This window comes from Saccharopolyspora sp. NPDC045941, assembly GCF_056431445.1.
Genome location: NZ_JBWKKU010000004.1, coordinates 1 through 21,579, shown reverse-complemented (window position 1 = coordinate 21,579; position 21,579 = coordinate 1). Strand labels below are relative to the sequence as shown.

The window sequence follows — 21,579 nt, the reverse complement described above, 5'->3', positions numbered from 1 at the left end:
CCCTTCCCTCCCCGCGAACCCGTGCCGGATCAGACGGGCGCGGTGTCGTCGATGGGACGCAGTTCCTCCGCGTAGGACACGGAAACGCGCCGGATCACGCCGTCGGCCACGGAGTACTGGCCCATCCGCCACAGCGGCGGCGAGTAGGCGTGGATCGAGACGCTGCGCGGCTCCTGGCCGGTGAGCCGGTGGATGTGGTCCGGCCCGCCGCCGTACGCGAAGCCCGCGGCGACGTCGGTGACCGCGCTCGGCCCGGCGACGGCCAGGTTGTGCTCGACGAGCACGCCGCGGGCCACCGCGACCGCGAACGCGGAGATGTCGTGGTCGTGCCAGCCCGTGTCGTTCTCCGGCGTCCAGCACAGCACCCAGACGTCGACGTGCGCGTCCCGGTGCAGCGACGCGTAATGCCGCTTCTCGTCGCTGAACGCGACGTGGTGCCGCCACGCATCCGGTCGGCGTGCGAGACCCGCGACCAGTCCGAGCAGTTCGCCTTGGTCGAGGTAGCGCCCGGGCAGCGCTTCGAGGGTGAATCCGCCCGGCACGTCGCCGATCCGGCGCGCTCGCCTGGCGGGCAGGCCGGGCGCGGTCGGTTCGCCGATCACGGTGTTCCTCCTTCCAGCAGACGACGCGGGTTCGAACAGCGGATGGCCCGGGCGGCGGCCTCCCCCAGCCCCGGATCGGCCGGTTCGGCGTAGGGCCGGTCGCTGCCGAGGACGACGGGGTCGATCCCGAGCACCCGGACCAGCGCGTCCACCCCGCGCGGCCCGTACGACGAGGTCTCGACGAAGACACCCGGATCGACGCGGTCGAACGCGCCTCCCCTGGCCGCCAGCCGCTCGTGGTGCACCGGCGCCAGCCCGGCCCCGGCGGCGAAGCAGATCCGCAGCCGCGGGAGCAGTGCGCGGCCCGCGACGTGCCAGGACCACCACGCCGCCTGCAGCTGCGCCACGTAGTCGACGACCGGTGGCCACCAGCCGGGCACGCCGGCGGCCGGGCTCGTCGCGGCGCCGGGGTGCACGAACACTGGCCGGTCCGCCTGCTCGCACACCGCGAGCAGCGCGGCGATGCGTTCCACGTCGGCCGGTTGCCGCATGGCGTCGGCCGGGATCTGCAGGCCGGCGCATCCCCCGCCGAGAGCCTCGCGCACCTGCTGCTCGTCGGGCTCCAGCACGTTGGCCGCCGCCCACACCCGGAACGGATCGGGCAGTGCCGCGGCGCCGCGATGCCAGGCGTCCAGCAGTGGTTCGGCCTCGTCCGGCGGCAGCCACTCGATGCCGAGCGGGCTGGACAGCGACACGAGCGCGACCGCCGTCCCCGCTTCGCGAGCGGCGCGCTCGGACGGCTCGTGATCGGCCGGGTCCACCTCGAACGGCGGCTCGCCGGCCAAGTGCAGCGTCCAGCCGCGCAGCAGCGGTGGATCCGCGCGTGCGCGCAACACGTCGACGAACTCCGCGGGCCACAGGTGCTGGTGCACGTCGATCACCGGATCGGACACGGGCACACCCTTGTGAAGCGCTTCAGTGAACGGTTTCAGTGAACCGCCTCAGCGCTCGCGCGGTCAAGGGCCGAACGTGCGCATCCGCCGCGCGCTAGGCTTTCCAGGTGCAACGCCGCAAGCGCCCCACGATCAAGGACATCGCGGCGGAGACGGGGCTCTCCCCGGCCGCCGTGTCCTACGCGCTCCGCGGCCTGCAGGTTCCCCCGGAAACCCAGCAGCGCGTGCGGGAGGTCGCCGACCGCCTCGGCTACGAGGCCGACCCGGTCGCCCGCGCGCTGGCCAGCGGCCGCACCGGCATGGTGGGCGTGCTGTGCAGTTCGCTGGATGACCTGTGGCAGCAGAACTTCGCCACCACGCTCGGCAGGCGCTTCCTCGCCGCCGACCGCAACACGCTGTTCATGGACTCCGCCGCCGATCCCGCGCGCGAGGCCCTGCTCGCCAAGAACCTCCTCGACCAGCGGGTCGACGCGCTCGTCACGATCCCGGTCGATCCGAATTCCCGGCACTGGCCGGACGCCGCCGAGCGGACCATGCTCGTCGCGATCGGCGACCCGCTTCCCGGGGCGGCGACCGCCGCCGAGGTGGTGTTCGACAACGGCCTGGGTGTCACCGACGCGCTGAAAACGCTCAGCTCCGCCGGACACGACGAGATCCTGGTGCTGACGCCGGGGCCGCGGCTGCTGCGCCAGCGCCCCGCGGAGAAGGTCGTCCGCGAGGTCGCGCAGGAGCTCCGGATGAGCCTGCGCGTCGTGGCCTGCCCGAACGACCTGACCGGCGCCGCCGAGGTCGCGCGGGCCGCGCTCGCCGAAAAGCCCCGCCCCACGGCCGCGTTCTGCCTCACCGACTCGATGGCCTACGGCGTCTACGAGGCCGCGCGCGATCTCGGCCTGGCCATTCCCGCCGACCTCTCGGTCCTCGGCTACGACGACCACCCGGTGTCGCGCCTGCTGACGCCCGCGCTGTCCACCTACCGCTGGGACGTGCGAACCGTCGTCGACGCGGTCGTCGAGCGCGCGCTCAAGGCGGTCGACAAGAACCGGCGGAGCCGCCGCAAGCTCATCGCCCCGGAGCCGAAGCACCGCGACTCGGTGGCCGAACCGCGCGGCTGAACCCGGGCGTCCACAGTGGTTCGCGCCTGCGGTCGGGCCGGACCCCTACCGGGCTGGGAGCGGGTTCTCCTCGACGAGGGTTTCCGGGGCGGAGAGCCGCCACGCCTCGTACACCAGCTCGGCGAGCTCGTCGGCGTCGATCTTGGCCAGGTGCACGACGACCCAGCCGTAGCCGCCCGCCGTGAACTGCACCTCGAACACCTCCGGCCGCTCGGCCACCAGCGCGAGCTGCTCGGACAGCGTCTGCTTCAGCCCGACCGTCTCGGTGCGCGGCCAGTAGTAGCCGAACCCCTTGCCGCGCACGCTGAACGACGTGTAGTTGCGCGAGTCGGCCTGCTCGACCTCGGCGAGCTCGTCGACCATCCGCAGGAACTGACCGCTCGGGACACCCATGGGGAACATTCTCCCGCAAGTCCCTGACAGGAACCGGCCACCTGGGGTTTTCCGGGCGGAACCGGCTCTGTTCGTGATCATCCGCTTGTAGCATTCCCGCCGATAGCGATGGTGAACTTATTCGGACGAGACGAGGCGCAGCGCCTGCTCGCTGAGGCCACAGCGGCAGCACGTGCCGGGCGCGGCGGGCTCGTCGTGCTGCGTGCCGATCCCGGTCTCGGCGTGACCGCCCTGTTGGACGCGCACCTCTCGGTGGCGCGCGATCTCGGCATGCGGACCCATCGGGTTCCCGTGCTGCCGCAGAGCGGAACCACCGCGTTGTCGGCCGGTGCGCCGGACTGGACCGAGCCCGCCACGATCGTCATCGACGACCTGCACCGGGCGGACGACGCGACGCTGCTCGCGCTGCACGAACTCGCCGAAGGACTGCCCGACCGGCCGCTGCTGGTCGTCGCAGGGCGGCATCGCGGCGTCGAGTCCGCCCGGTTCGCGGGGCTCGACCGGCTCGCGACCGTGCACGACCTCGAACCGCTGGACGACGGCGCGGTCCGCGCCGTCCTCACCGAGCTCTCCGGTGGTGAACCGCCGGAATCGCTGTTGCGGCTGGCCGACGGCGCAGGCGGCAACCCGTGGCTGCTGGCTCACCTCACCGCGGACGACCGCGCCGCGGCGGTGACGGCTTGGGCGACCGGGCTGGCGGGCGACGACGCCGCCCTGCTGCGCTTCGCCGCGATCCTGGCCGAACCCGCGTCGGTGGACGAGCTGGCCGCCGTCGCCGCAACGACACCGGTGGACGCGCTGGCCCGGATCGAGCGGCTGGCCGGGATCGGGTTGCTGGCGGAAGAAAGCGGGCTCGTCCGGTTCCGGCATCCGGTGGTGCGCCAGGACCTGGCCGCGACCTCGGCGGGTTTGCGCGGCTCCGCGGCCCGCGCGCTCGCGGCCCGCAACGCCCCGCCCCGGGCGGTCGCCGAGCAGCTCGCGCACACGCCCGTGGACGCGTGGACCGTCGACTGGCTCGACGACCACGCCGATCGGCTCGCCGCCCGGCCCACGCCCGCGGTGGTGGACCTGTTCCACCGGGCCGTTTCCGGGCTGCCGCCCGGCGATCCGCGCCTGCACCCGCTGCGCGCCGCGCTGGCCGAGGCGCTGATGTGGTCGGGCCGGACCGACGAGTCGCAGCGCATCGCCACCGCCAGCCTGGCCGCGCATCCGGACACGCCGATCCGGCACCGGTTGCGGGCCGTGCTCGCCCTGATCTGCTTCCGGGAGATGGATCCCGCCGCCGCCATCGCGGCGCTGGACCCGGAACGCGTCGACGGCAAGCTGTCCGGCCGGCTCGCCGCGATCGACGCCGCCGCCCGCCTGGCGGCCGGCGATCTGACCGGGACGGAGCGCGCCGTCGAGCTCGCGGCGCCGGCCGCCGCGCACGATCCGCTCGTCGAGGTTTTCCTGCTCAACGTCGAGGCGACGGGCTTGTTCGTCTTCCGCGACCTCGACGGGGCGTTGGAGCGGCTGGACCGCGGGGACGCGCTGCTGGAGATCGCCATCGACGACCGCGGGCTGTGGCTGATGTCGCGCCTCCTGCGCGCGGTGGTCCAGGACCTGCGCCACGACAAGGCCGCGCTGGACACCGTCGAGCAGGCGCGCCCGATCGCCCGCGAGATCGGCGCTGGCCTGCTGGTCTGGCTGCACACCATCGCCGCGTTGGCCTCGTTCAACAACGGGCTCTGGGACCGGGCGCTCGACGAGATCGGCGCCGCCATGGCGCTGCCCGACCAGCACGGGCTGGCCGGCCCGCTGCACGGGGTGGCCTCCATGATCATGCTGCACCGCGGCGATCTGCCCGCCGCCCGCGTCCACGCCGAGCTCGCCGAGCGGTCCCCCGGCCGCGGCGTTGCCGTGTTCTACGAGCAGATCTCCGTCCTGGCCAGCGCGCACGTCGCCGACGCCGAGGGCAACTCGCAACGGGCGCTGGAGATCGTGCACGCCCTCGCCGCCGGCGACGTCGGCGTGCACCACGCGCACTCGGTCGCCACGGTCGGCGCCCGGCTCGTGCGCATCGCGGTCACCGGCGGCGACCGCGACCTGGCCAACCGGCTCGTCGCGCAGATGCGGGACCTGAGCACAGGCGAATCGGCCGGCGAGCGCGGCGCGCTGATGTACTGCCAGGGGCTGGTCGACAGCGACGTCGACGTCCTGCTGGCCGCGGCCCAGGAGTTCACCGACACCGGCTCGCCGATCCTCGCCGCTCGGGCGGCGGAGGACGCGGCGAAGGTCCTGGCCGCGTCCGGCAGATCCGCGGACGCCCGGGCCGCCTACCAGACCGCGATCGACCGGTACACCGCGCTGACCGCCACCGGCGACATCGACCGGGCGGACGCCGCGCTGCGAGCGTTCGGCCTGCGGCGCGGCGCGACCGGCTCCCGGCGCAGGCCGAAGCACGGCTGGGAGAGCCTCACCGCCGCCGAGTACCGCGTCGCGGAACTCGTGGCGCAGGGCCTGACCAACCGGGAGACGGCCGAACGGCTGATCGTGTCGGTGCGAACGGTCGATTCGCACGTGTCGCGGGTGCTCGCCAAGCTCGGCTACTCGTCGCGGATCGAGATCGCGCTCGGATTCGGGGAGCGCGAATGATGCCCGCTACCTACCCGGCTCCCGGAACATCAGCAATGTTGCGGATGATTCCGCTGCGCCGTTCTGGTGATCTTTGTGCGGTGCCCGCAGAGGGGATGCGGGCCCGGCACGAAGGTGGACATCCCGCATGGATCTCGCGCGCAGACCAGCGCCGATCGGCGGCCCCGTCGCGCCCGCCGTGAGCGCACCACCGCTGCGCGACGACGGCGGCAGCCGTCTCCAGCGATCGTGAAATCAGCAAGATCACCGTGATCGGTGGTCCGCCGCCGGGTCGGCGGACCGATTGGAAGGCAGAACACCGGACATGATCAACGACTCGGAGACGGCGAACGTCGTTGAGATGGCGTCCGCCGGCGTGCAAGACCTGGCGAACGCCGCTACCTCCGTGCTGGACGACGCCGGCCCGGCCGGCGCGCTGGCGCAACCCGTGGTGAACGCCCTGCGCAACGTGTGGGAGGGGTACTTCGGTTCGCCGATCCCGCCCGAGGGCACGAACTGGAACTCGTACTCCCACGAGCAGCTCTACCAGATGCTGTGGGACAACGCCGACGTCGGAGACGTCAGCGCGGTCGCCACGGAGTGGGGGCGGCACAGCAGCGAGCTGACCGATCACGCGGAATCGATGCGCCGGCAGCGGACCGCCATGCAGGCGAACTGGACCAGTTCGTCCGCCGACCTGGCGACGGACCGGCTCGGCTCGATCGGCGAGCGGACCGACGACATCAGCACCCGCGCGGCCACGACCCAGCAGGCCACCCAGGACGCCGGCGACGCGCTTTCCGTCGCCCGCAACACGATGCCGCCGCCGCCCGGCGACCCGACCGGAGGCGCCGTGGCCAGCGCCGCGGCCGGTGCCGGGGCCGGGGCGGTCATCGGCGGCCTGATCGGCGCGGGCGCGGGCGGCGTCGGCGCGGCCCCGGGTGCCCTGATGGGTGCCGCGATCGGCGCCGTGGCGGCCGGTGGCGGCAGCCTGTTCCTCGCCAATGTCGCGGCCGCCGAGAAGAAGGCCCAGGCGGTGCACGTGATGCAGCAGTACGAGACGAGCCTGCTCAACAGCAGCAAGACGATCGCCCCGGGCGGTTCGACGGAGGCCTTCGGCTTCGGGGCGCCGGCGTCGACCTCCGCGGCCGGATTCGGCGGCGCGGCCGGCGGGGCCGGCGGCGGCACGCCCTGGGGGAAGCTGGTCGGCGCCGGACCGCTGGAGGCGGGGCTGCGCGGCGGAGCCGCGGGCGGCGCGCTGCTGGCCGGGTCCGGCTCAATGGCCGGTGTCGCCGGGCGCGGCGGGGCCGGCGGCGGCATGGGGCCGGCCGGCGCGCGGCGCGGCGAGGAAGAGGAAGAACAGGTCCACCAGAACCGCATGCCCACCGTCGACCAGAAGCTCTTCGCCGACGACCGGCCGGCCAGCGCCCCGGTCATCGGCTGACACGAACAGGAGTGAATCCCTTGACCTCCGAAACGAACCCCGGGCCCGGCTACCAGGTCTCGCCGCAGGACCTGGCGGCCCAGGTCAAAACGCTCACCACCCTCGGCGAGCAGACCAACGGCCTGGTGACGTCCGCGCGCCAGCTCGCCGAGCGGATGCCGATGCTCGGCACCGCGCCGCCGGCGATGCACCTGGCGATGCGGCTGCGCGAGGCGGCCGGCCAGTCCGGGCTCACCGGCGAGATCAGCGCGGCCGACACCGAGCTGAACGGCTTCCACGACGCGCTGCACCAGACCGTCACCCGCTACGTGAGTTCCGACGACAACACCGCGCAGGCGCTGCGCAGGACGGGCGGTGCCGCGGAATGACGACCGCGACCACGCGCACCGCCCGGCGCGGGGCCACCGACGGAACCATCCACTTCGGACAGATCGAGCTCGATCTGCTCGCCTCGCACGTCGGCGTGCGCTTCCCCTTCCCGCTGCGCGTGCCGTCGTTCGGGCGGATCGAGGGCGAGCGGGAGGTGCTGCTGGCCACCGCGGGCCAGACCCTCCAGGCGCGCGGGCTCGCCGACGAGGACGGGCCCGCCGGGGCCGCGGCCGAGCTGGTCACGGCGCTGCGCGAGTACCGGGGCACGGTCGATCTCGTGCTGTTCGACGGCGACGGCGCGACCGCCGTCGTGGCGATGGTCTACCGGTCGTGGGCGCTGATCTGCGAGCAGCCGCTGGACGGCGACCCGGCCAGCCCGGTGCGGATCAGGCGGGTCCTGGCGAACGCGCTGGGCGACGCGCTGCGGCCGGTGGTGCCCGACCTGGGCCCGGCCCGGGCGATGCCGATCTCGTTGCCCGAGCGCGCGATCGGCAGCGCGGCGGAGCTGATCCGCGACGCGGCGGACGACGAGGCGAAGGAACGCCTCCTGCGGGAGCTCGTCCGCGACTGCGGCGGCGACCCCGGCGTGCTCGACCAGCTCACCGGGCTGCTGCCGACCCTGACCGGCCGGGGCCAGCTCGGCGCGACGCGGCGCGACGGCGCCGAGAACGTCCGGGCCGGCGCCGAACTGTCCTGGTTGGACGGTCCGCGCGGCCGGCTGCGGGTCAACCCGGCCCGCAACGGCTGGGTGAGCATCAACCCGTTGCGCAGCGAGGACCTGCGCTTCGCGCTCGACGAGCTGGCCGGGATCGCCCGCCGGCCGCGGTGAGCGCAGGCAACTTCCAGGACGAAGCCGGAGGAAACACCGTGGATTCACCAGCGCAGTGGCTGGCTGACTACGACAAGAAGCTCGCACGGGCATCGGCGAACGCCCGCGCGGCCAGCGAAAGCCTGAGCCGGATGAGCGGCACGGCGTCCTCGCCGCGCGGCGAGGTCACCGTGCAGGTAGGGCCCAGCGGCGCGATGGAGGACATCCGGCTGACGCCGGCGGCTCGCGCGCTGGAGGCCGAGCAGCTCGCGCGGCTCATCCTGACCACCGCGCAGCAGGCGCAGCGCTCGGTCGGCGCCCAGGTGGTCGAGATCATGACCGACTACGTCGGCGACGGTCCCGCGCTGGACTTCGTGAAGCAGAACATGCCGCCGGCCGCCGGTGTCGACGCCTCGTCGGGCCCGCCGCCGCCGGACGACGACGACTACTTCTTCGCCAACCCGCAGGTGATCGTCCGATGAGCGCGCCAGGCGAATTCCAGGTCGATCCCGGGCAGATCCGGGAGCACGCCAAGACGGTCGCCGGCATCGCCGACGGGCTGTCCTCCGCCGCCGGGGGCCTGCCCGGCGCGCTGGCCGAGAACGCGCTCGGCTCGTTCGTGCAGTTCATCACGGCCGGGCTCAGCGGCGCCATGACCCAGGCCGGGGAGGCCATCGGGAGCGCCGCGTCCGCCATGGACGGGATGAGCTCGGCGCTCGTGCAGACCGCCGAGGGCTACGAGCGCTCCGACGACCGCAACGCCGGCCTGCTGTTCGGGAGGGACGCGCGATGACCGTGGAGATCAACTTCTCGGCGAACCCGGACCCGTCGAACGCCTCGCAGGTCGTCGACGACCTGAAGTCGACCATCCAGGCCGTGCAGAACAAGGACTGGCAGACCGGTGACTTCGGCGGGGCCGGTGCCGGGCTGCAGGTGCTCGGCTCGGTGTCCGACCCGCTGTCGGCCCTGGCCGGCGCCGGTTTCGGCTTCCTGGCGGAATCGGTGTCGTTCCTGTCCGAACCGCTGCAGCAGCTGGCCGGCGACCCGAGCTCGATCGCCTCGGGCGCGGAGGGCTTCCAGAACGCCGGGCGAGCGGTCTCGACGATCGCCTCGGAGTACGGGCAGTCGACCGGGCCGGAGACCAGCGGCTGGTCGGGCGAGGCAGCGGCCGGATACCTGAAGACCGGCGCGGAGCTGGTGGACGGGATCAACGGGCTCGGCCAGGCGGGGGTCGCGCTGGCGGAGGCCGCGGCCGGCGCGGGCGAAGCGGTCGCGAAGACCCTCCAGGAGGTCACGACCCTCGTCAACGAGGCCGTCGGCAAGATCATCATGATCATGAACCAGGCGATCGCCGCGGCCCAGGCGACCTTCGGGGCGAGCATCGCGGCCGCGATCCCGCAGGCCGTGCAGGTCGCCGTGGAGTACGGCGGCCGGATCATGGGGCACCTGCAGACCCTGCTCTCCAGCGCGCAGAACCTGATGAAGCACGTCGATTCGACGGCCAAGGCCGTGGCCTCGCTGACCGACAAGATCGTGCAGATCAGCGAGCTCGCCCAGCAGAGCACCGGCTCGCCGAGGGGCACGACGGCCCAGAGCACGCGGTCCGGGCTCTCCGGCCTGCCGTCGGACCAGTCGTCGATCCCGGGATCGTCGTTCGAGGGGGCGCCGTATTCGGCCGCGGCAGGCACGGCCGCGGCAGGCGCGACCTCGTCGCTCGCCGGCTCGCCTCGCCTGGCAGCGGCCGGTTACTCCACCGCCAATCCCGTGGGGACGAACCCGGGTTCGTCCGGCTCGGCCTACTCGGCCGCGGCCGGGGCGGGTTCCCAGAGCGGCTCGCCCTACATGGCGGCGGGTGGCCCGATGGCGCGCCCGGCGAACTCGTCCGAAGCGGAGACGGCCCGCAAGAACCCGTACGAAGCGACGTGGCCGGACCCGGACTCGTCCGAAACGACCCAGTACGGCACGGGTCAGTACGGCACGCCCCCGCCCGGCAACGCCTGAGCCCTGCCGATGAACGCCTGCACTCCCGGCTGCACCCGGGGGTGCAGGCGTTTTTCAGCCCACCGACACGGCCACGAACAGCAGTCCGATGGCGATGACCCCGGCGACGACGATGATCAGCAGCTTCGACTTCTTGTCCATGGCGATCACCTTCCAGGCCGGCACCGGGAGTCCGACGCCGACCGCTCGCACCGGCGATCCCCTGACCTGCGCCTACGCCGGATCCGGCGCGCGATCGAACCGATGGGTGAGACGCAGAACGCACAGCCGACCCCCACACCTGTGGGGTTTCGCCCCGGATCGGGGGCTACCGGCGAAACCCGTTCGGGTTGAGGTGACGTTTTCGCTGGGACGCGACATGCACCGGCGTGTCGGGCTTGTGCTCGAACAGGGGCTACAGCAGGCCCGACTGGGCGGCCTTGGTGATCAGCTCGATACGGTTGCGGGCGTTGAGCTTGCGCATCGCGTTGCGCAGGTAGCCGGTGACGGTGTGCCGGGTGAGGCCGAGCTGCTCGGCGATCTCCGGGTTGGTCCGTCCCGCGGCGGCGTGCCGGACCACGTCGTACTCGCGTTGCGTCAGCCCGGTGTCGTGCAGCCGGGCGCGCATCCGGGGCGCCGCCCGGGCGTCGACGCGCGGGTCGAAGATCGCGACCCCGCTCACCGCCTGGCGCACCGCCGCCACCAGGTCCGTCGCGCCGGCGTCCTTGAGCAGGCAGCCGTCGACACCGGCGTCGAGCGTCGCCTGGAGCGCCGCGTGGTCGCGGTAGGCCGTGAACACCACGATCCGCGCGTCGGGCGCGGCCTGGCGCAGCGGCGCGACGAGTTCGCTCGCCACCGCGTCCGGCAACCGCAGGTCCAGCAGGACGACGTGCGGCCGGGCCCGGGCGACCAGCCGCACCGCCGAGGCCGCGTCCGGCGCGCCGCCGACCACTCGGATCCCCGGATCGTCGCGCAGCAGCAGGCGAACGCCGTCGAGCACCACCGGGTGGTCGTCGACGACGACGAGGCGGATGTCCTCGCTCACGTCAGCGGGACCCGGATGCGCACGGTCAGCCCGCCGTCCTCGTTGGCCACCACCGACAGCGTGCCGCCGACCTCGCCGACCCGGTCGGCGGTGGCCCGCAGCCCGATGCCGTTGCCCTCCTGGCCCCGGCCGGGCCAGCCGCTGCCGTCGTCGGCGACCGAGACGGTGATCTCGTCGTCCAGTGCGATCGTGCTGATGAGCACCGAGCGGGCGTTGGCGTGCTTCTCCACGTTGAGCAGCGCCTCGCGGGCGGCCGCGAGCAGCACCCGGGTGCGGTGCGGCCCGCAGTCCGGCACCGCACCGACCTCGACCGACTGCGCCGTCGTGCCGGTGCGGCGCTGGAACGCCGCGCAATCCCGGGACAAGGCCTCGGCGAGGCCGCCGCCCGGTTCGCCGTTGTCCAGGGCGTGCACGGAGTCCCGGAAGGCGGACGCGGTCTCCGCGAGCTGGTTCTCCAGCGACACCAACCGGTCCAGCAGTTCGCTGCTGCCGCCTTCGGCGTGCGTCCGCAGGTCGCGCAGCTCCGCGCCCATCCGGAACAGCCGCGCTCCCACCGAATCGTGCAGCTCCGAGGCGATCCGGCGGCGTTCGGCCGCGGCCGCCGTCTCGCGCTGGCGCCGCGCGGCCGACGCCGTCTGCAGCGCCAGTCCCCCGCTGTTGGCGACGTGCACCGCGGCGTCGAGCTGCCTGCCGCCGAAGTCGGTGATCTCGCGCATCGCGGCGTAGACCACGCCGTGCACCTCGCCCGCCCGGACCATCGGCACCGCCAGCATGGTCTTGATGCCGTCGGCGGAGATCGGCCCGTCGAAGTCGTGGGTGATCAGCTCCGACGCGCAGTAGTCGTCGACCCACACCGGCCGCAGCTCGGCGAAGGCCAACCCGCCGAGCCCGAGGCCCATCGGAACGCGCAGGTCGTGCAGTCCGGTGGCGCAGGTGCCGTTCCACTGCCGCAGCACCAGCAGGCGGTCGGCCTCGACCGGCCCGGCCAGGCCGATGTGCGCGCCGCATTCGTCGCGCACCCGCTGCGCGAGCCCGCGCAGCGCGGCCGTGTCGTCGAGCAGGTGCAGCACCTGCGCGTGCTCGTCCAGCAGGTGCTCGAACCGAACGCCCTGTTCCGCCGCCCGCTCCACCTGCGCGCGCTGCCCTTGCGCCACCCGGCCCCCCGAACTTCCGTCCACTGTGCTCGCAGCGCGAAAGCCGACCGGGATTCCGCTGGCCGGCGGGCGGTTTCGCGCTCCGGCCACCCCCGGGGCGGCCGGAGCCCGATGCTACCCGGCAGCGTCCCGGACCGAGCCGCCGCGCGTCGATCACCGCAGGTCGAGGCTCAACTCGCCTTGTGCGGCTCAGCGCCGGTCGACACCATCGCGGCTAGCGCATGCGGTGAGGACCGCATCGCGGATCCGGGCATCAGCCGGGATCGCGCGGGGCGTCGGCGGGGACGAGCGCGGACAGCCACGGATGGGCTCCGCAGGTGGTCGCGATCGCGTCGGCGAGCCAGCGCCGCTGCGCCGCGCCGAGGCTCGGGAGCACCGCCGCGAAGTCGGACTCGTCCTTCGGGCGCGGGTTCGCCGCCTTGTAGAACAGCTGGATCTCGGGGGCCAGGAACGGGATGCCGTCCGCGGTCCGGCCGCCGATCCCGGCGATGGGCCGGCGGAGGTGTCGCGCTCGTCTCGACACCCACTCGTCGCCGGCCGATTCGTCCAGCATCACCTGGATCCGCCAGGGCGAATCCGCGTTCCGCCGGCACCAGATGTCGTGCACGCCCGCGGGCAGCCGCTCGTCGCGGCGCCAGGGCCGAAGCGTTCCGGGCGGGTCGGCCGCCCACCACTCCCAGCCCGCCAGGGCCTGCTGGACGGCGAGCTGGTCGCGGCGCAGCAGCAGCACGTCGATGTCGCCGTGCTCGCGCAGCCTGCGCCCCGCTGCGAGTTCGACCGCGTACCCGCCGGCCACCCACCAGGGCGCGGGCTGCCGCGCGAAGAGGCGTTGCACCTCGGCCGGTCCGGCCGGGTCCCACGGCGCGAGTTCTGGTGCCACGCGCCGATCCTCGCAAATGCCCGGAACGTCAGGGCTTGGCGGAATCGGTCCCGGGGTGCGGGGTGTCCCACCGGCCTCGGGTGAAGTCCGGGAAGTCGACCGCGGAGCTGCCGCCGGCGATCGACTCCGCGCTGAGCACGAACGGCGCGCTCCAGGTCGCCGAGTCGTAGACGTCGATGTCCGGCGGCAGCCCGAGGCGCATGGTCTGCGCGAGCCGGTAGAGCATCAGGTAGTCCATGCCGCCGTGCCCGCCCGGGCCCGGGCCGACGTCCTTCCACAGCCAGTGGTCGTGGCCCGCGTAGTCGTCCCAGTTCCCCCACTCGTGCGGATTTCCGGTCGGCTCCAGGTAGATCCGCGGCGGGTAGTCCTCGAACACGCCCTTGGTGCCCTGCAGCTGGTTGAGGCGGCTGTAGGGCCGGCCGTTGGACACGTCGTGCACGAGGTGGATGACGCGGCCCGCCTCGGTCTGGATCAGGCTCATGGTCGCGTCGCCCTTGACGTAGGGCTCCTGCCACGCCGGGTCGTCCGCGGGCAGGTGCTCCTGCCGGTAGGCGGCCAGCCCGAGCGCCGGGGTGCTCATGGAGGTGATCCGCGTCAGCCGGTCGCCGCGGTTGACGTCGAGGTACGCCGCGACCGGGCCGAGCCCGTGCGTCGGGTACAGGTCGCCGTTGACCTTGGTGTGCCACGCGCGGCGCCACTGCTTCGCGTAGTAGGTCTTGGAGAACAGCAGTTCCCGCAGGTCGTGGAGGTAAGCGCCGGCACCGTAGAGCAGGTCGCCGAACATGCCGTCGTGCGCCATCCGCAGTACGCGCAGCTCGTTCTGGCCGTAGCAGCAGTTCTCCAGCTGGATGCAGTGCCGCCGGGTCTGCTCGGAGGTGTCGACGAGTTCCCACAGCTCGGCGGTGGTCACGCCGGCCGGGCATTCCACGCCGACGTGCTTGCCGCCGCGCATCGCCGTGACCGCCATCGGCGTGTGCCATTCCCACGGGGTGGCGATGTAGACGAAGTCGACGTCGTCGCGGGCGCACAGGGCCTCGAAGTCGTGGTCCCCGCCGCCGTGCTTGGCCGGTTCCGGGCGCCCCGCGTCGACCACGGCCTTGGCGGCGCGGTTCACGGCATCGAGGTTCGCGTCGCACAGCGCGGTGATCGCGACGCCTTCGAGCTCCAGGAACAGCGGCAGCATGCTCGCGCCGCGGTTGCCCAGGCCGATGATCCCGACGCGGACGGTGTCGAGCGGCTCGAACGGCACGCCCATCATGGGATCTCCCTTGGCCTCGGGCCAGGCCTGCTGCGCGGCGGCGGATCCGGCCGCCAGGTCGGCGAGCCCGAGCCCGGCTCCGGCCACCGCACCGGTTCGCAGCAGGGTCCGCCGGGAAAGAGGAGTGCGGTCGGCCATCGGTCTCCTCCTGCATGAAAGTGCGTGATTAAAGAATGTTTCGCGCAGAATTGCACATCTGCCCTCGCGGCAGTACCGACGCACGGGCGGTTCGGCGATGATCCGTTCGGCTGCCCCGAAGCACCCGGGTCGCGACGGGCGTTGTAGTACTTTTCGTCGGGGCCGCGCGAAAGGAATGGCTGTGAACCGGCACGAACGGCTGAGCAAACTCCTGGACATCGTCGGCCGGCGCGAACGCGCCGACGTTGAGGAACTGGCCGCCGAGCTGGACGTTTCCGCCGCGACCATCCGCCGCGACCTCGACCACCTCGCGGACCAGCAGCTGCTCGCCCGCACCCGCGGCGGCGCGGTGGCCACCAACGTCGCCTACGACCTGCCGCTGCGGCACAAGGCCGCCCGGCACGCGCCGGAGAAGCAGCGGATCAGCGCGGCGGCGGCGCGGCTGGTCCAGCCCGGCATGGTGATCGGGCTCAACGGCGGCACCACCACGACCGAGGTCGCCCGCTGCCTGGCCACCCGGCCGGATCTCAGCGAGCGCGGCGATCCGGGGCTGACCGTGGTCACCAACGCCTTGAACATCGCCAACGAGCTGGTGGTCCGGCCGCACATCAAGATCGTGGTGACCGGCGGCGTCGCCCGGCAGCAGTCCTTCGAGCTCACCGGGCCGCTGGCCACGCACATCCTGCAGGAGATCACCCTCGACCTGCTGTTCCTGGGCGTCGACGCGATCGACAGCGAGCTCGGCGCCTACGCGCACCACGAGGGCGAGGCGAGCATCAACCGGCTGATGGCTTCGCGCGCGGCGCGCGTCGTCGTGGTCGCCGACAGCTCGAAGCTGGGGCGCCGCGCGTTCGCGCAGATCTGCGCGGGCGACGCGATCGACACGCTGATCACCAACTCCGGTGTCGACGAGGAGGTCCGGCAGGCCTTCGACGCGACCGGGACCAGGGTCCTGGTCGCCTGACTGATCAATGATGCTCGAATAGAGCATTGATCAATCACTTTCACGCACTTAGCCTGATGGCTGTTTCGTTCGCCGACGCCCTTCGGAGGAGCGCGCGATGGCGCAGTCGTTCGTGCAGGCCGAGATCACCAGCCAACCGGAGTGCTGGCGCCGGGCGGCCGCGCTGGCCGACTCGGTGCAGGACGCGTTGCCGCGGGCGGACGAGCTGGTCGCGGCGATCGGCTGCGGGACTTCGTGGTTCGTCGCGCAGTCCTTCGCGGCGCTCCGGGAGGCGTCCGGGCTGGGCGTGACCGACGCGTTCCCCGCGTCGGAGATGCCGGCCGGCCGCCGCTACGACCGGGCGCTGGCCATCACGCGCTCCGGCACGACGACGGAGGTCCGGCAGCTCCTGGCTTCGCTGCGTGGAAAAGTGCCCACCACGGTACTCACGGCGACGCCCGACGCTGTGCGCGACGTCGCCGACGAGGTCGTGGACCTGTCGTTCTGCGACGAGCGCTCGGTGGTGCAAACCCGGTTCGCCACCAGCACTCTCGCGCTGCTGCGCACGCATCTCGGGCAATCCCTGGCCGGCGCCGCCGACCAGGCCGAGGCCGTGCTCCGCGAGCCGCTGCCGAACCTGTTGGAGGCGAACCAGTTCACGTTCCTCGGCACGGGCTGGACGGTCGGGCTCGCGCACGAGGCGGCGCTGAAGTTCCGCGAGGCGACGGGGATCTGGGCCGAGTCCTACCCGGCGCTGGAGTACCGGCACGGGCCGATCAGCATCGCCGAACCGGGGCGCGTGACGTGGCTGCTCGGCGCGGCGCTGACGGACCTGGAAGCCGACGTGCGGCGCACCGGCGCGACGTTCGTCCGGCACGCCATCGACCCGATGGCGGATCTGGTCCGCGCCCAGCTGCTCGCCGTCCGGCTCGCGCGGCACCGCGGCCTCGACCCGGACGCGCCGCGGCACCTCAGCCGCTCCGTCGTGCTCGACCGCTGACGGCGGAGGCCCTGGCCGCCGTCGACCCCCGCAAGCACCTCGACGTCCTCGGAACCTGACCGCACCAAGGAGGGTGTCATGTCCGGAGCCTCCCCCTCGCTGGGCGCCGCCTCGGCAACGGCCCGGCGGATCGCGATCGCCGCCGCGACCATCGGCGTCATCTACGGCTACGACATCGGCAACGTCTCCGGCGCGCTGCTGTTCATCACCGAGGAGATGCGCCTGTCCCCCGCGCTGCAGGGCAGCGTGACCACGGTGCTGGTGGCGGGCAACATCGTCGGCGCGCTGCTCGCCGGGAAGCTGGCCACCGCGATCGGCCGGAAGCCGACGATGATCGTCGTGGTGCTCGGCTACGCGGTGTTCGCCGCCTGGTCCGGGCTGGTCTCCGACATCCTCTGGCTCGACGTCGCGCGGTTCTTCCTCGGCGTCAGCATCGGCTTGTCGCTGGTGGTGGCGCCGATCTTCCTCGCCGAATCCGCGCCCGCGGCGATCCGCGGCGCGCTGGTCGTCGGCTACCAGGTCGCCACCGTGGCCGGCATCCTCGCCGCCTACCTGGTCGACTGGAGCCTTGCCTCGTCGGGGAACTGGCGGCTGATGCTCGCCCTGTCCGCGGTCCCGTCCGTGCTGGTGGTCTTCCTGCTCGTGCGGCTGCCCGACACCGCGCGCTGGTACGTGCTCAAGGGCCGGCACGACGAGGCCGGCCGGACCCTGCGGCTGGTCGACCCGGGCGCCGACGCCGAGCGGGAGCTCGCCGAGATCCGCGCCGACATCTCGGCCCGGCACGGCGGCCGGTTCGGCGAGATGTTCCGCCGCCCCTACTCCGGCGCGACGATGTTCGTGCTGGTCCTCGGCTTCCTCGTGCAGATCACCGGGATCAACGCGATCACCTACTACAGCCCGATGATCTTCAAGCAGATGGGTTTCCAGGGCAACGCCACCGTGCTCGGGCTGCCCGCGATGGTGCAGGCGGCGGCGCTGCTGGCGACCATCGGATCGCTGTTCGTCGTGGACCGCGCCGGGCGGCGCCCGATCCTGCTCGGCGGCATCGCGGCGATGATGGCCGCCGGGGTCGCGATGATCCTGGTGTTCGCCACCGGATCGCTGGGCGGCGGCGGATCGTGGTGGGGTTTCGCGGCGATCCTGGTGTTCACCGCCGGGTTCAACTTCGGTTTCGGTTCGCTGGTCTGGGTGTTCGCCTCGGAGAGCTTCCCCGCGCGGCTGCGCGCCTTCGGCGCGTCGCTGATGCTGACCGCGGACCTGGTGGCGAACCTGATCGTCGCCCAGTTCTTCCTGCCGCTGATGGACGGCCTCGGCGGTGCCACCACGTTCGCGATCTTCGTGCTGCTCGCGGCGATCGCCTGGGCGTTCGTGTTCCGGTTCGCGCCCGAGACCAAGGGCCGGTCCCTGGAGAGCATCCGCGCCTACTGGGAGAACGGCGCCCGCTGGCCCGCCGACCCCGCACCGCACCGCGGCGACTAGCCGGAGCCCGGCGCAACGACGTCCGAGGTCTCGGCCCGAGGGTGTTTTTGCGTTGCCTTCAACGGTTCTGCGGTCGTTCCTGTTCCCGAGCGGCCGGGTTCGGTTTAATGATCGAGTGTCGCGAAAAGGAGCGTTGGGACGCATCGCGTTGTGGGCCGCGCTGGTACTCGGACTCACGATCATGTGGGTTCAGTACGGCGCTGCCGTCGCGACGACCCTACTGACCATCGTTTCCGGCGCGGCTGCAGTGGCGCAGGCCGTTGCCGCCTGGCGGTTGCGCTCGAAACTGATGGAGCCGAGCACACCGGAACAGGTGGACCGCGCCGCCGAGGCGTTGGCCTGGGAAGTGCGCACGCAGCGGGAGGCCGAGGCCGACCAGCGACTGCTCGAGGATGCGGGATCCCTGCCGGTCCGATGGCAGGCCAGGGGCGGCGTGGATGCGGGAGACCTGGCTCAGCTCATCGCTTCCTACGCCGACGATCCGCGCCGCCTCGTAGTGATCGGCGAGCCGGGCGCCGGGAAGACGGCCTTGTGCCTGTTGCTGACCCTGGAACTGTTGCGCCGGCCCGCGCCGCCCCAGGTACCCGTGCCGCTCCAGATCTCCTCGTGGGATCCGTCGGAGAACCTGCACGCCTGGCTGATCCGCAACATCCTCGACGACTACCCGTTCCTCGGCAACGAGGCGCGCTTTGGCACCACTGCCGTGCGGGATCTGCTTGCGCAGCACCGAATCCTGCCGGTGCTCGACGGTCTTGACGAAATGGCCCCCAGTGACCGGGCCACCGCGTTGCGGGCCATCGAGTTGGACGCGCGCAACGCCGAGCCGGTTGTGCTGACCTGCCGCAGCGACGAGTTCCACTCGGCGAACACGACCGGGATCGTGCGCGATGCGTTGGTAGTGCAGCTTTTGCCGATAGCCGCTGAGACCGCTGCCGGCTACCTGCTCGAAGCAGCACCCGATGCCGGCATCGATCGCTGGGATCCCGTGTTGGCCGAACTCACCGAGGGGCACGACGAGCCGATCGTCGAGGCACTGCGCACCCCGCTGATGCTCTTCCTGGCCCGAACCGCGTACGCCCATCCCGGCACCGATCCTGCGGAACTGCTCGCACTTCCCGACGCGCGCCAAATCGAAGAACGCCTGCTGGATGTGTTCACCCAACACGCTTTCGCGACGCGGCCGCCCTCTCCGCTGTCAAACCCCGCGCACCCGGCACGACGTTGGGATCCAGCGAAAGCAGAGCGGTGGCTGGTTTTCCTCGCCCGCGGCGGCGGACGAGAGATCGCCTGGTGGCGCCTCCACGAGCTGGTGCCGAAACCGGTGTGGCCCAGCGCAGGCGCGTTGACCGGCGGCTCGTCGTGCACGTTGTTGGGCTGGTTGTTCTTCGGGCTGTTCGGCCGCCCTGGCTTCGGGGCATTGCTCGGGCTCGCGGTCGGCGTGATCTGCGGGTTCGGGCTGAGCTTCGTCCGACCGGAGAATCCTCGGCGGTTCGTACCGCGGCCACTGCGCCGGCGCGAACTCGCTCGCGACCTCGGGTTCGGTGTGGTCGGCGCGCTGGTCGGCGGGATCGTCGTCGGTGTGCTCTGGGGCGCTGGTTTCGGGGTGGTGATCGGGTTGGTCTTCGGGCTCGCATTCGGCCTGGTCCGCCGGTTCACCGAGCCGACCGAGTCGCGCGAGGCGGTCACCCCGGCCCGAACGCTGCGCGACGACGAACTCGCGGTGCTCTACGCAGCGGGGCTCGGTGCCGTGGTCGGAGCCCTGGTCGGGGCGTTGATGGGCGGCGTTTTCGGCGCGGCCGACCGAGGACTGATCACCCCGATCGACGACCCCGCGCTCGTCGGCCTGGTCGGCGCGGCGGTCGGCGGATTGATCGGTGCCTGCGGGCTCGGTCTCGTCATGCAGTCCACGAGTGCTTGCGGCGCTTTCCTCGTCGTCCGGCTCTGGCTGGCGCTGCGCGGCCGAACGCCGCTGCGGCTCATGTCCTTCCTCGCGGACGCTCATCGACTCGGCGTGCTGCGTCAGGTCGGTCCGCACTACCAGTTTCGGCACGCGGTGTTGCAGGATCGGCTGGCCGCGCGACCGGCCCGCCCAACAGCCAGCCAGCCAGCCAGCCAGCCAGTAGGTGAGACTGCCTGAGGGCAGCATTTCGCAACGCAGGCCCGCGCAACCACATAGCCGCCGCCACCCCACCGGTCGGCGGCAGCGGCACGGACAGGTCCGGGCGCAGCGGCCCCTGCTCGGAGAAAACGCCGCCGTGCACGAGATCCACCACCCTCCGGTCGACGTCACCTGTCAGCCCCCGGTTCGTCGTACCCGCACCCACTTTCGAGCCAGGGATGCCAGCATTCTCGCCGGAGTCCCCGCGGCGAGCCGGCTCGGCCAACGGCGTCGTAGGAAAGATCCCCACAAACCGACGTAGATGACACCGCAAAGCGGTTGGGACCGGCCGTAGAAGTCGCACAGCGCGGGACGCAGCCTTCGCAGCCGTCGACAAATGTGGGCGAGTGACAACTCTCCTCTCGTCGCCGAGGTGGTGATCCCGATCTTCCGGTCGGCCGCGACGTCCACGTAGTCGTCGAGGAATTGCAGTGTCCCGCCCAGTTCCCGCACGAGTTCCAGTTCCCGGATTCCCATCGCCGGCCGCTGCAACGCGAATATCACCACCATCGCGTGTCCGCCCTTGGCCCGCGTGATCTCCGCCAGGACCGACGACGGGATCGTGGAGTCACGCTGGCGCTGCGACCTGACCTGCGCTTCGTGCAATGCGGCCAGCGCGAAGTTGATGGGATCGTCGCGACTCCGGCCGAGCCGCCGTTCCAACTCCAGGTACAGGGCGAACAACAGCCGTTCGATGGGGTTGGCCGGCGCGAACGCGCCACCGCCGAACAGCGTCGAAAGCCGCTCGAACAGATCGTCGCCGCCGCCGTGCTCGTCGACGAGGTCGTCGTACACCCTGGCGACCGCGCCGCCGAGCACTGCGAGATCCGCGCGAAAGGGCACATTCGCGATGGCCGCGTAGCCGGAGACCAGGAAGCACAGCTTGGCGCACACCTCGCACATCGAACTGTCCAGGTACCGGCGAGGGCCCGAACGGCCCAGCGTCGACTCGACGATCGGGGCGACCACTCGCTCGTATGTGGCCACGTACTCGACGGCACGGCGCCCAATCGACGGCACGGCACCGGCGAGTTCGACCGACCGCCCGAGAGCGAGAAGATCCCGCCACAGTCCGCTGTCCATGCGTCGATTCGAGTAGTCGACGCAAGCGAAGTCGAGACGCCACAACGGTATCAGGAGTGGTTGCAGAATGGCTTGTGTGGCGGTGCGGGTGGCGGAACCTCAGCGTCCGCCTGGACTGCGGGAGCCGTGACTTATTGATGCGTAACTCAAATGTGGCGTGTTCGTTGGTTATGGTGTGAGGGTGGCGGTGACTAACGCTCGGCAGCTTTCCCCGGCGTCGCAAGAGG

At 72.2% G+C, this 21,579-nt stretch carries 21 protein-coding genes; 12 read left to right on the top strand and 9 right to left on the bottom strand.

What is annotated here, in order from left to right; all coding sequences use genetic code 11:
- Positions 1-29: 29 nt before the first annotated feature.
- Entirely contained in the window at positions 30-602 is a 573-nt protein-coding gene (locus AC07FN_RS04180; protein ID WP_478394293.1) for a cysteine dioxygenase, read from the bottom strand.
- Positions 599-1,495 (bottom strand): amidohydrolase family protein, encoded by an 897-nt coding sequence (locus AC07FN_RS04175; protein ID WP_478394292.1) that lies wholly within the window; start codon positions 1,493-1,495, stop codon positions 599-601. The genes AC07FN_RS04180 and AC07FN_RS04175 overlap by 4 nt, the downstream gene beginning before the upstream one ends.
- A gap of 107 nt (positions 1,496-1,602) precedes the next feature.
- On the opposite strand from AC07FN_RS04175, the gene AC07FN_RS04170 reads away from it, so the two are divergent.
- Positions 1,603-2,607 (top strand): LacI family DNA-binding transcriptional regulator, encoded by a 1,005-nt coding sequence (locus AC07FN_RS04170; RefSeq protein ID WP_478394291.1) that lies wholly within the window; start codon positions 1,603-1,605, stop codon positions 2,605-2,607.
- A gap of 45 nt (positions 2,608-2,652) precedes the next feature.
- On the opposite strand, the gene AC07FN_RS04165 is transcribed toward AC07FN_RS04170, so the two are convergent.
- Complete coding sequence (locus tag AC07FN_RS04165) at positions 2,653-3,000, bottom strand: MmcQ/YjbR family DNA-binding protein (RefSeq protein ID WP_478394290.1); 348 nt, start codon at positions 2,998-3,000, stop codon at positions 2,653-2,655.
- A gap of 108 nt (positions 3,001-3,108) precedes the next feature.
- Here AC07FN_RS04165 and AC07FN_RS04160 point away from each other — a divergent pair, with 108 nt between their 5' ends.
- From AC07FN_RS04160 to AC07FN_RS04130, 7 genes are all read left to right on the top strand, one after another.
- Positions 3,109-5,634: a helix-turn-helix transcriptional regulator gene (locus AC07FN_RS04160; RefSeq protein ID WP_478394289.1), complete on the top strand. Its 2,526-nt coding sequence runs from the start codon at positions 3,109-3,111 to the stop codon at positions 5,632-5,634.
- A 304-nt stretch (positions 5,635-5,938) separates the two neighbouring features.
- Positions 5,939-7,057: a WXG100 family type VII secretion target gene (locus AC07FN_RS04155; protein WP_478394288.1), complete on the top strand. Its 1,119-nt coding sequence runs from the start codon at positions 5,939-5,941 to the stop codon at positions 7,055-7,057.
- Positions 7,058-7,077: 20 nt separating this feature from the next.
- A complete protein-coding gene (locus AC07FN_RS04150; protein ID WP_478394287.1) occupies positions 7,078-7,425 on the top strand; it encodes a hypothetical protein in 348 nt (115 codons plus the stop codon).
- Positions 7,422-8,255: an ESX secretion-associated protein EspG gene (locus AC07FN_RS04145; protein ID WP_478394286.1), complete on the top strand. Its 834-nt coding sequence runs from the start codon at positions 7,422-7,424 to the stop codon at positions 8,253-8,255. The genes AC07FN_RS04150 and AC07FN_RS04145 overlap by 4 nt, the downstream gene beginning before the upstream one ends.
- 38 nt (positions 8,256-8,293) lie before the next feature.
- Positions 8,294-8,716, top strand: a complete 423-nt coding sequence (locus AC07FN_RS04140) for a YbaB/EbfC family nucleoid-associated protein (RefSeq protein ID WP_478394285.1) — start codon at positions 8,294-8,296, stop codon at positions 8,714-8,716.
- Positions 8,713-9,027 carry a type VII secretion target gene (locus AC07FN_RS04135; RefSeq protein ID WP_358565577.1) on the top strand — a complete coding sequence of 105 codons (315 nt, stop codon included), beginning with the start codon at positions 8,713-8,715 and terminating at the stop codon, positions 9,025-9,027. The genes AC07FN_RS04140 and AC07FN_RS04135 overlap by 4 nt, the downstream gene beginning before the upstream one ends.
- Entirely contained in the window at positions 9,024-10,235 is a 1,212-nt protein-coding gene (locus AC07FN_RS04130; protein ID WP_478394284.1) for a hypothetical protein, read from the top strand. The genes AC07FN_RS04135 and AC07FN_RS04130 overlap by 4 nt, the downstream gene beginning before the upstream one ends.
- Positions 10,236-10,289: 54 nt before the next feature.
- Here the strand turns inward: AC07FN_RS04130 and AC07FN_RS04125 are convergent, their stop codons facing one another.
- From AC07FN_RS04125 to AC07FN_RS04105, 5 genes are all read right to left on the bottom strand, one after another.
- Positions 10,290-10,427 carry a hypothetical protein gene (locus tag AC07FN_RS04125; RefSeq protein WP_478394283.1) on the bottom strand — a complete coding sequence of 46 codons (138 nt, stop codon included), beginning with the start codon at positions 10,425-10,427 and terminating at the stop codon, positions 10,290-10,292.
- 202 nt (positions 10,428-10,629) lie between these two features.
- Positions 10,630-11,259: a response regulator gene (locus AC07FN_RS04120; protein ID WP_478394282.1), complete on the bottom strand. Its 630-nt coding sequence runs from the start codon at positions 11,257-11,259 to the stop codon at positions 10,630-10,632.
- A complete protein-coding gene (locus AC07FN_RS04115) occupies positions 11,256-12,413 on the bottom strand; it encodes a GAF domain-containing sensor histidine kinase (protein WP_478394281.1) in 1,158 nt (385 codons plus the stop codon). The genes AC07FN_RS04120 and AC07FN_RS04115 overlap by 4 nt, the downstream gene beginning before the upstream one ends.
- A gap of 253 nt (positions 12,414-12,666) precedes the next feature.
- Positions 12,667-13,293: a nucleotidyltransferase domain-containing protein gene (locus AC07FN_RS04110; RefSeq protein WP_478394280.1), complete on the bottom strand. Its 627-nt coding sequence runs from the start codon at positions 13,291-13,293 to the stop codon at positions 12,667-12,669.
- A gap of 28 nt (positions 13,294-13,321) precedes the next feature.
- Positions 13,322-14,689, bottom strand: a complete 1,368-nt coding sequence (locus AC07FN_RS04105; RefSeq protein WP_478394279.1) for a Gfo/Idh/MocA family protein — start codon at positions 14,687-14,689, stop codon at positions 13,322-13,324.
- Between the two features lie 181 nt (positions 14,690-14,870).
- On the opposite strand from AC07FN_RS04105, the gene AC07FN_RS04100 reads away from it, so the two are divergent.
- From AC07FN_RS04100 to AC07FN_RS04085, 4 genes are all read left to right on the top strand, one after another.
- Positions 14,871-15,653 (top strand): DeoR/GlpR family DNA-binding transcription regulator, encoded by a 783-nt coding sequence (locus AC07FN_RS04100; protein WP_478394278.1) that lies wholly within the window; start codon positions 14,871-14,873, stop codon positions 15,651-15,653.
- 97 nt (positions 15,654-15,750) lie between these two features.
- Positions 15,751-16,632, top strand: coding sequence for an SIS domain-containing protein (locus AC07FN_RS04095; protein WP_478394277.1), 882 nt, complete (start codon positions 15,751-15,753; stop codon positions 16,630-16,632).
- 78 nt (positions 16,633-16,710) lie between these two features.
- On the top strand, positions 16,711-18,111 hold the full coding sequence (locus AC07FN_RS04090; protein ID WP_478394276.1) for a sugar porter family MFS transporter: 1,401 nt from the start codon (positions 16,711-16,713) through the stop codon (positions 18,109-18,111).
- A 133-nt stretch (positions 18,112-18,244) separates the two neighbouring features.
- Complete coding sequence (locus AC07FN_RS04085) at positions 18,245-20,248, top strand: GtrA domain-containing protein (protein WP_478394275.1); 2,004 nt, start codon at positions 18,245-18,247, stop codon at positions 20,246-20,248.
- A gap of 156 nt (positions 20,249-20,404) precedes the next feature.
- On the opposite strand, the gene AC07FN_RS04080 is transcribed toward AC07FN_RS04085, so the two are convergent.
- A complete protein-coding gene (locus AC07FN_RS04080) occupies positions 20,405-21,352 on the bottom strand; it encodes a class 1 isoprenoid biosynthesis enzyme (RefSeq protein WP_478394274.1) in 948 nt (315 codons plus the stop codon).
- Positions 21,353-21,579 lie beyond the last annotated feature (227 nt).

Coding starts and splice junctions, on each gene's coding strand:
- AC07FN_RS04165 (WP_478394290.1), bottom strand. CDS start 3,000: ATGGGTGTCCCGAGCGGTCAGTTCCTGCGGATGGTCGACGAGCTCGCC.
- AC07FN_RS04160 (WP_478394289.1), top strand. CDS start 3,109: ATGGTGAACTTATTCGGACGAGACGAGGCGCAGCGCCTGCTCGCTGAG.
- AC07FN_RS04155 (WP_478394288.1), top strand. CDS start 5,939: ATGATCAACGACTCGGAGACGGCGAACGTCGTTGAGATGGCGTCCGCC.
- AC07FN_RS04145 (WP_478394286.1), top strand. CDS start 7,422: ATGACGACCGCGACCACGCGCACCGCCCGGCGCGGGGCCACCGACGGA.
- AC07FN_RS04135 (WP_358565577.1), top strand. CDS start 8,713: ATGAGCGCGCCAGGCGAATTCCAGGTCGATCCCGGGCAGATCCGGGAG.
- AC07FN_RS04130 (WP_478394284.1), top strand. CDS start 9,024: ATGACCGTGGAGATCAACTTCTCGGCGAACCCGGACCCGTCGAACGCC.
- AC07FN_RS04105 (WP_478394279.1), bottom strand. CDS start 14,689: ATGGCCGACCGCACTCCTCTTTCCCGGCGGACCCTGCTGCGAACCGGT.
- AC07FN_RS04095 (WP_478394277.1), top strand. CDS start 15,751: ATGGCGCAGTCGTTCGTGCAGGCCGAGATCACCAGCCAACCGGAGTGC.
- AC07FN_RS04090 (WP_478394276.1), top strand. CDS start 16,711: ATGTCCGGAGCCTCCCCCTCGCTGGGCGCCGCCTCGGCAACGGCCCGG.
- AC07FN_RS04080 (WP_478394274.1), bottom strand. CDS start 21,352: ATGGACAGCGGACTGTGGCGGGATCTTCTCGCTCTCGGGCGGTCGGTC.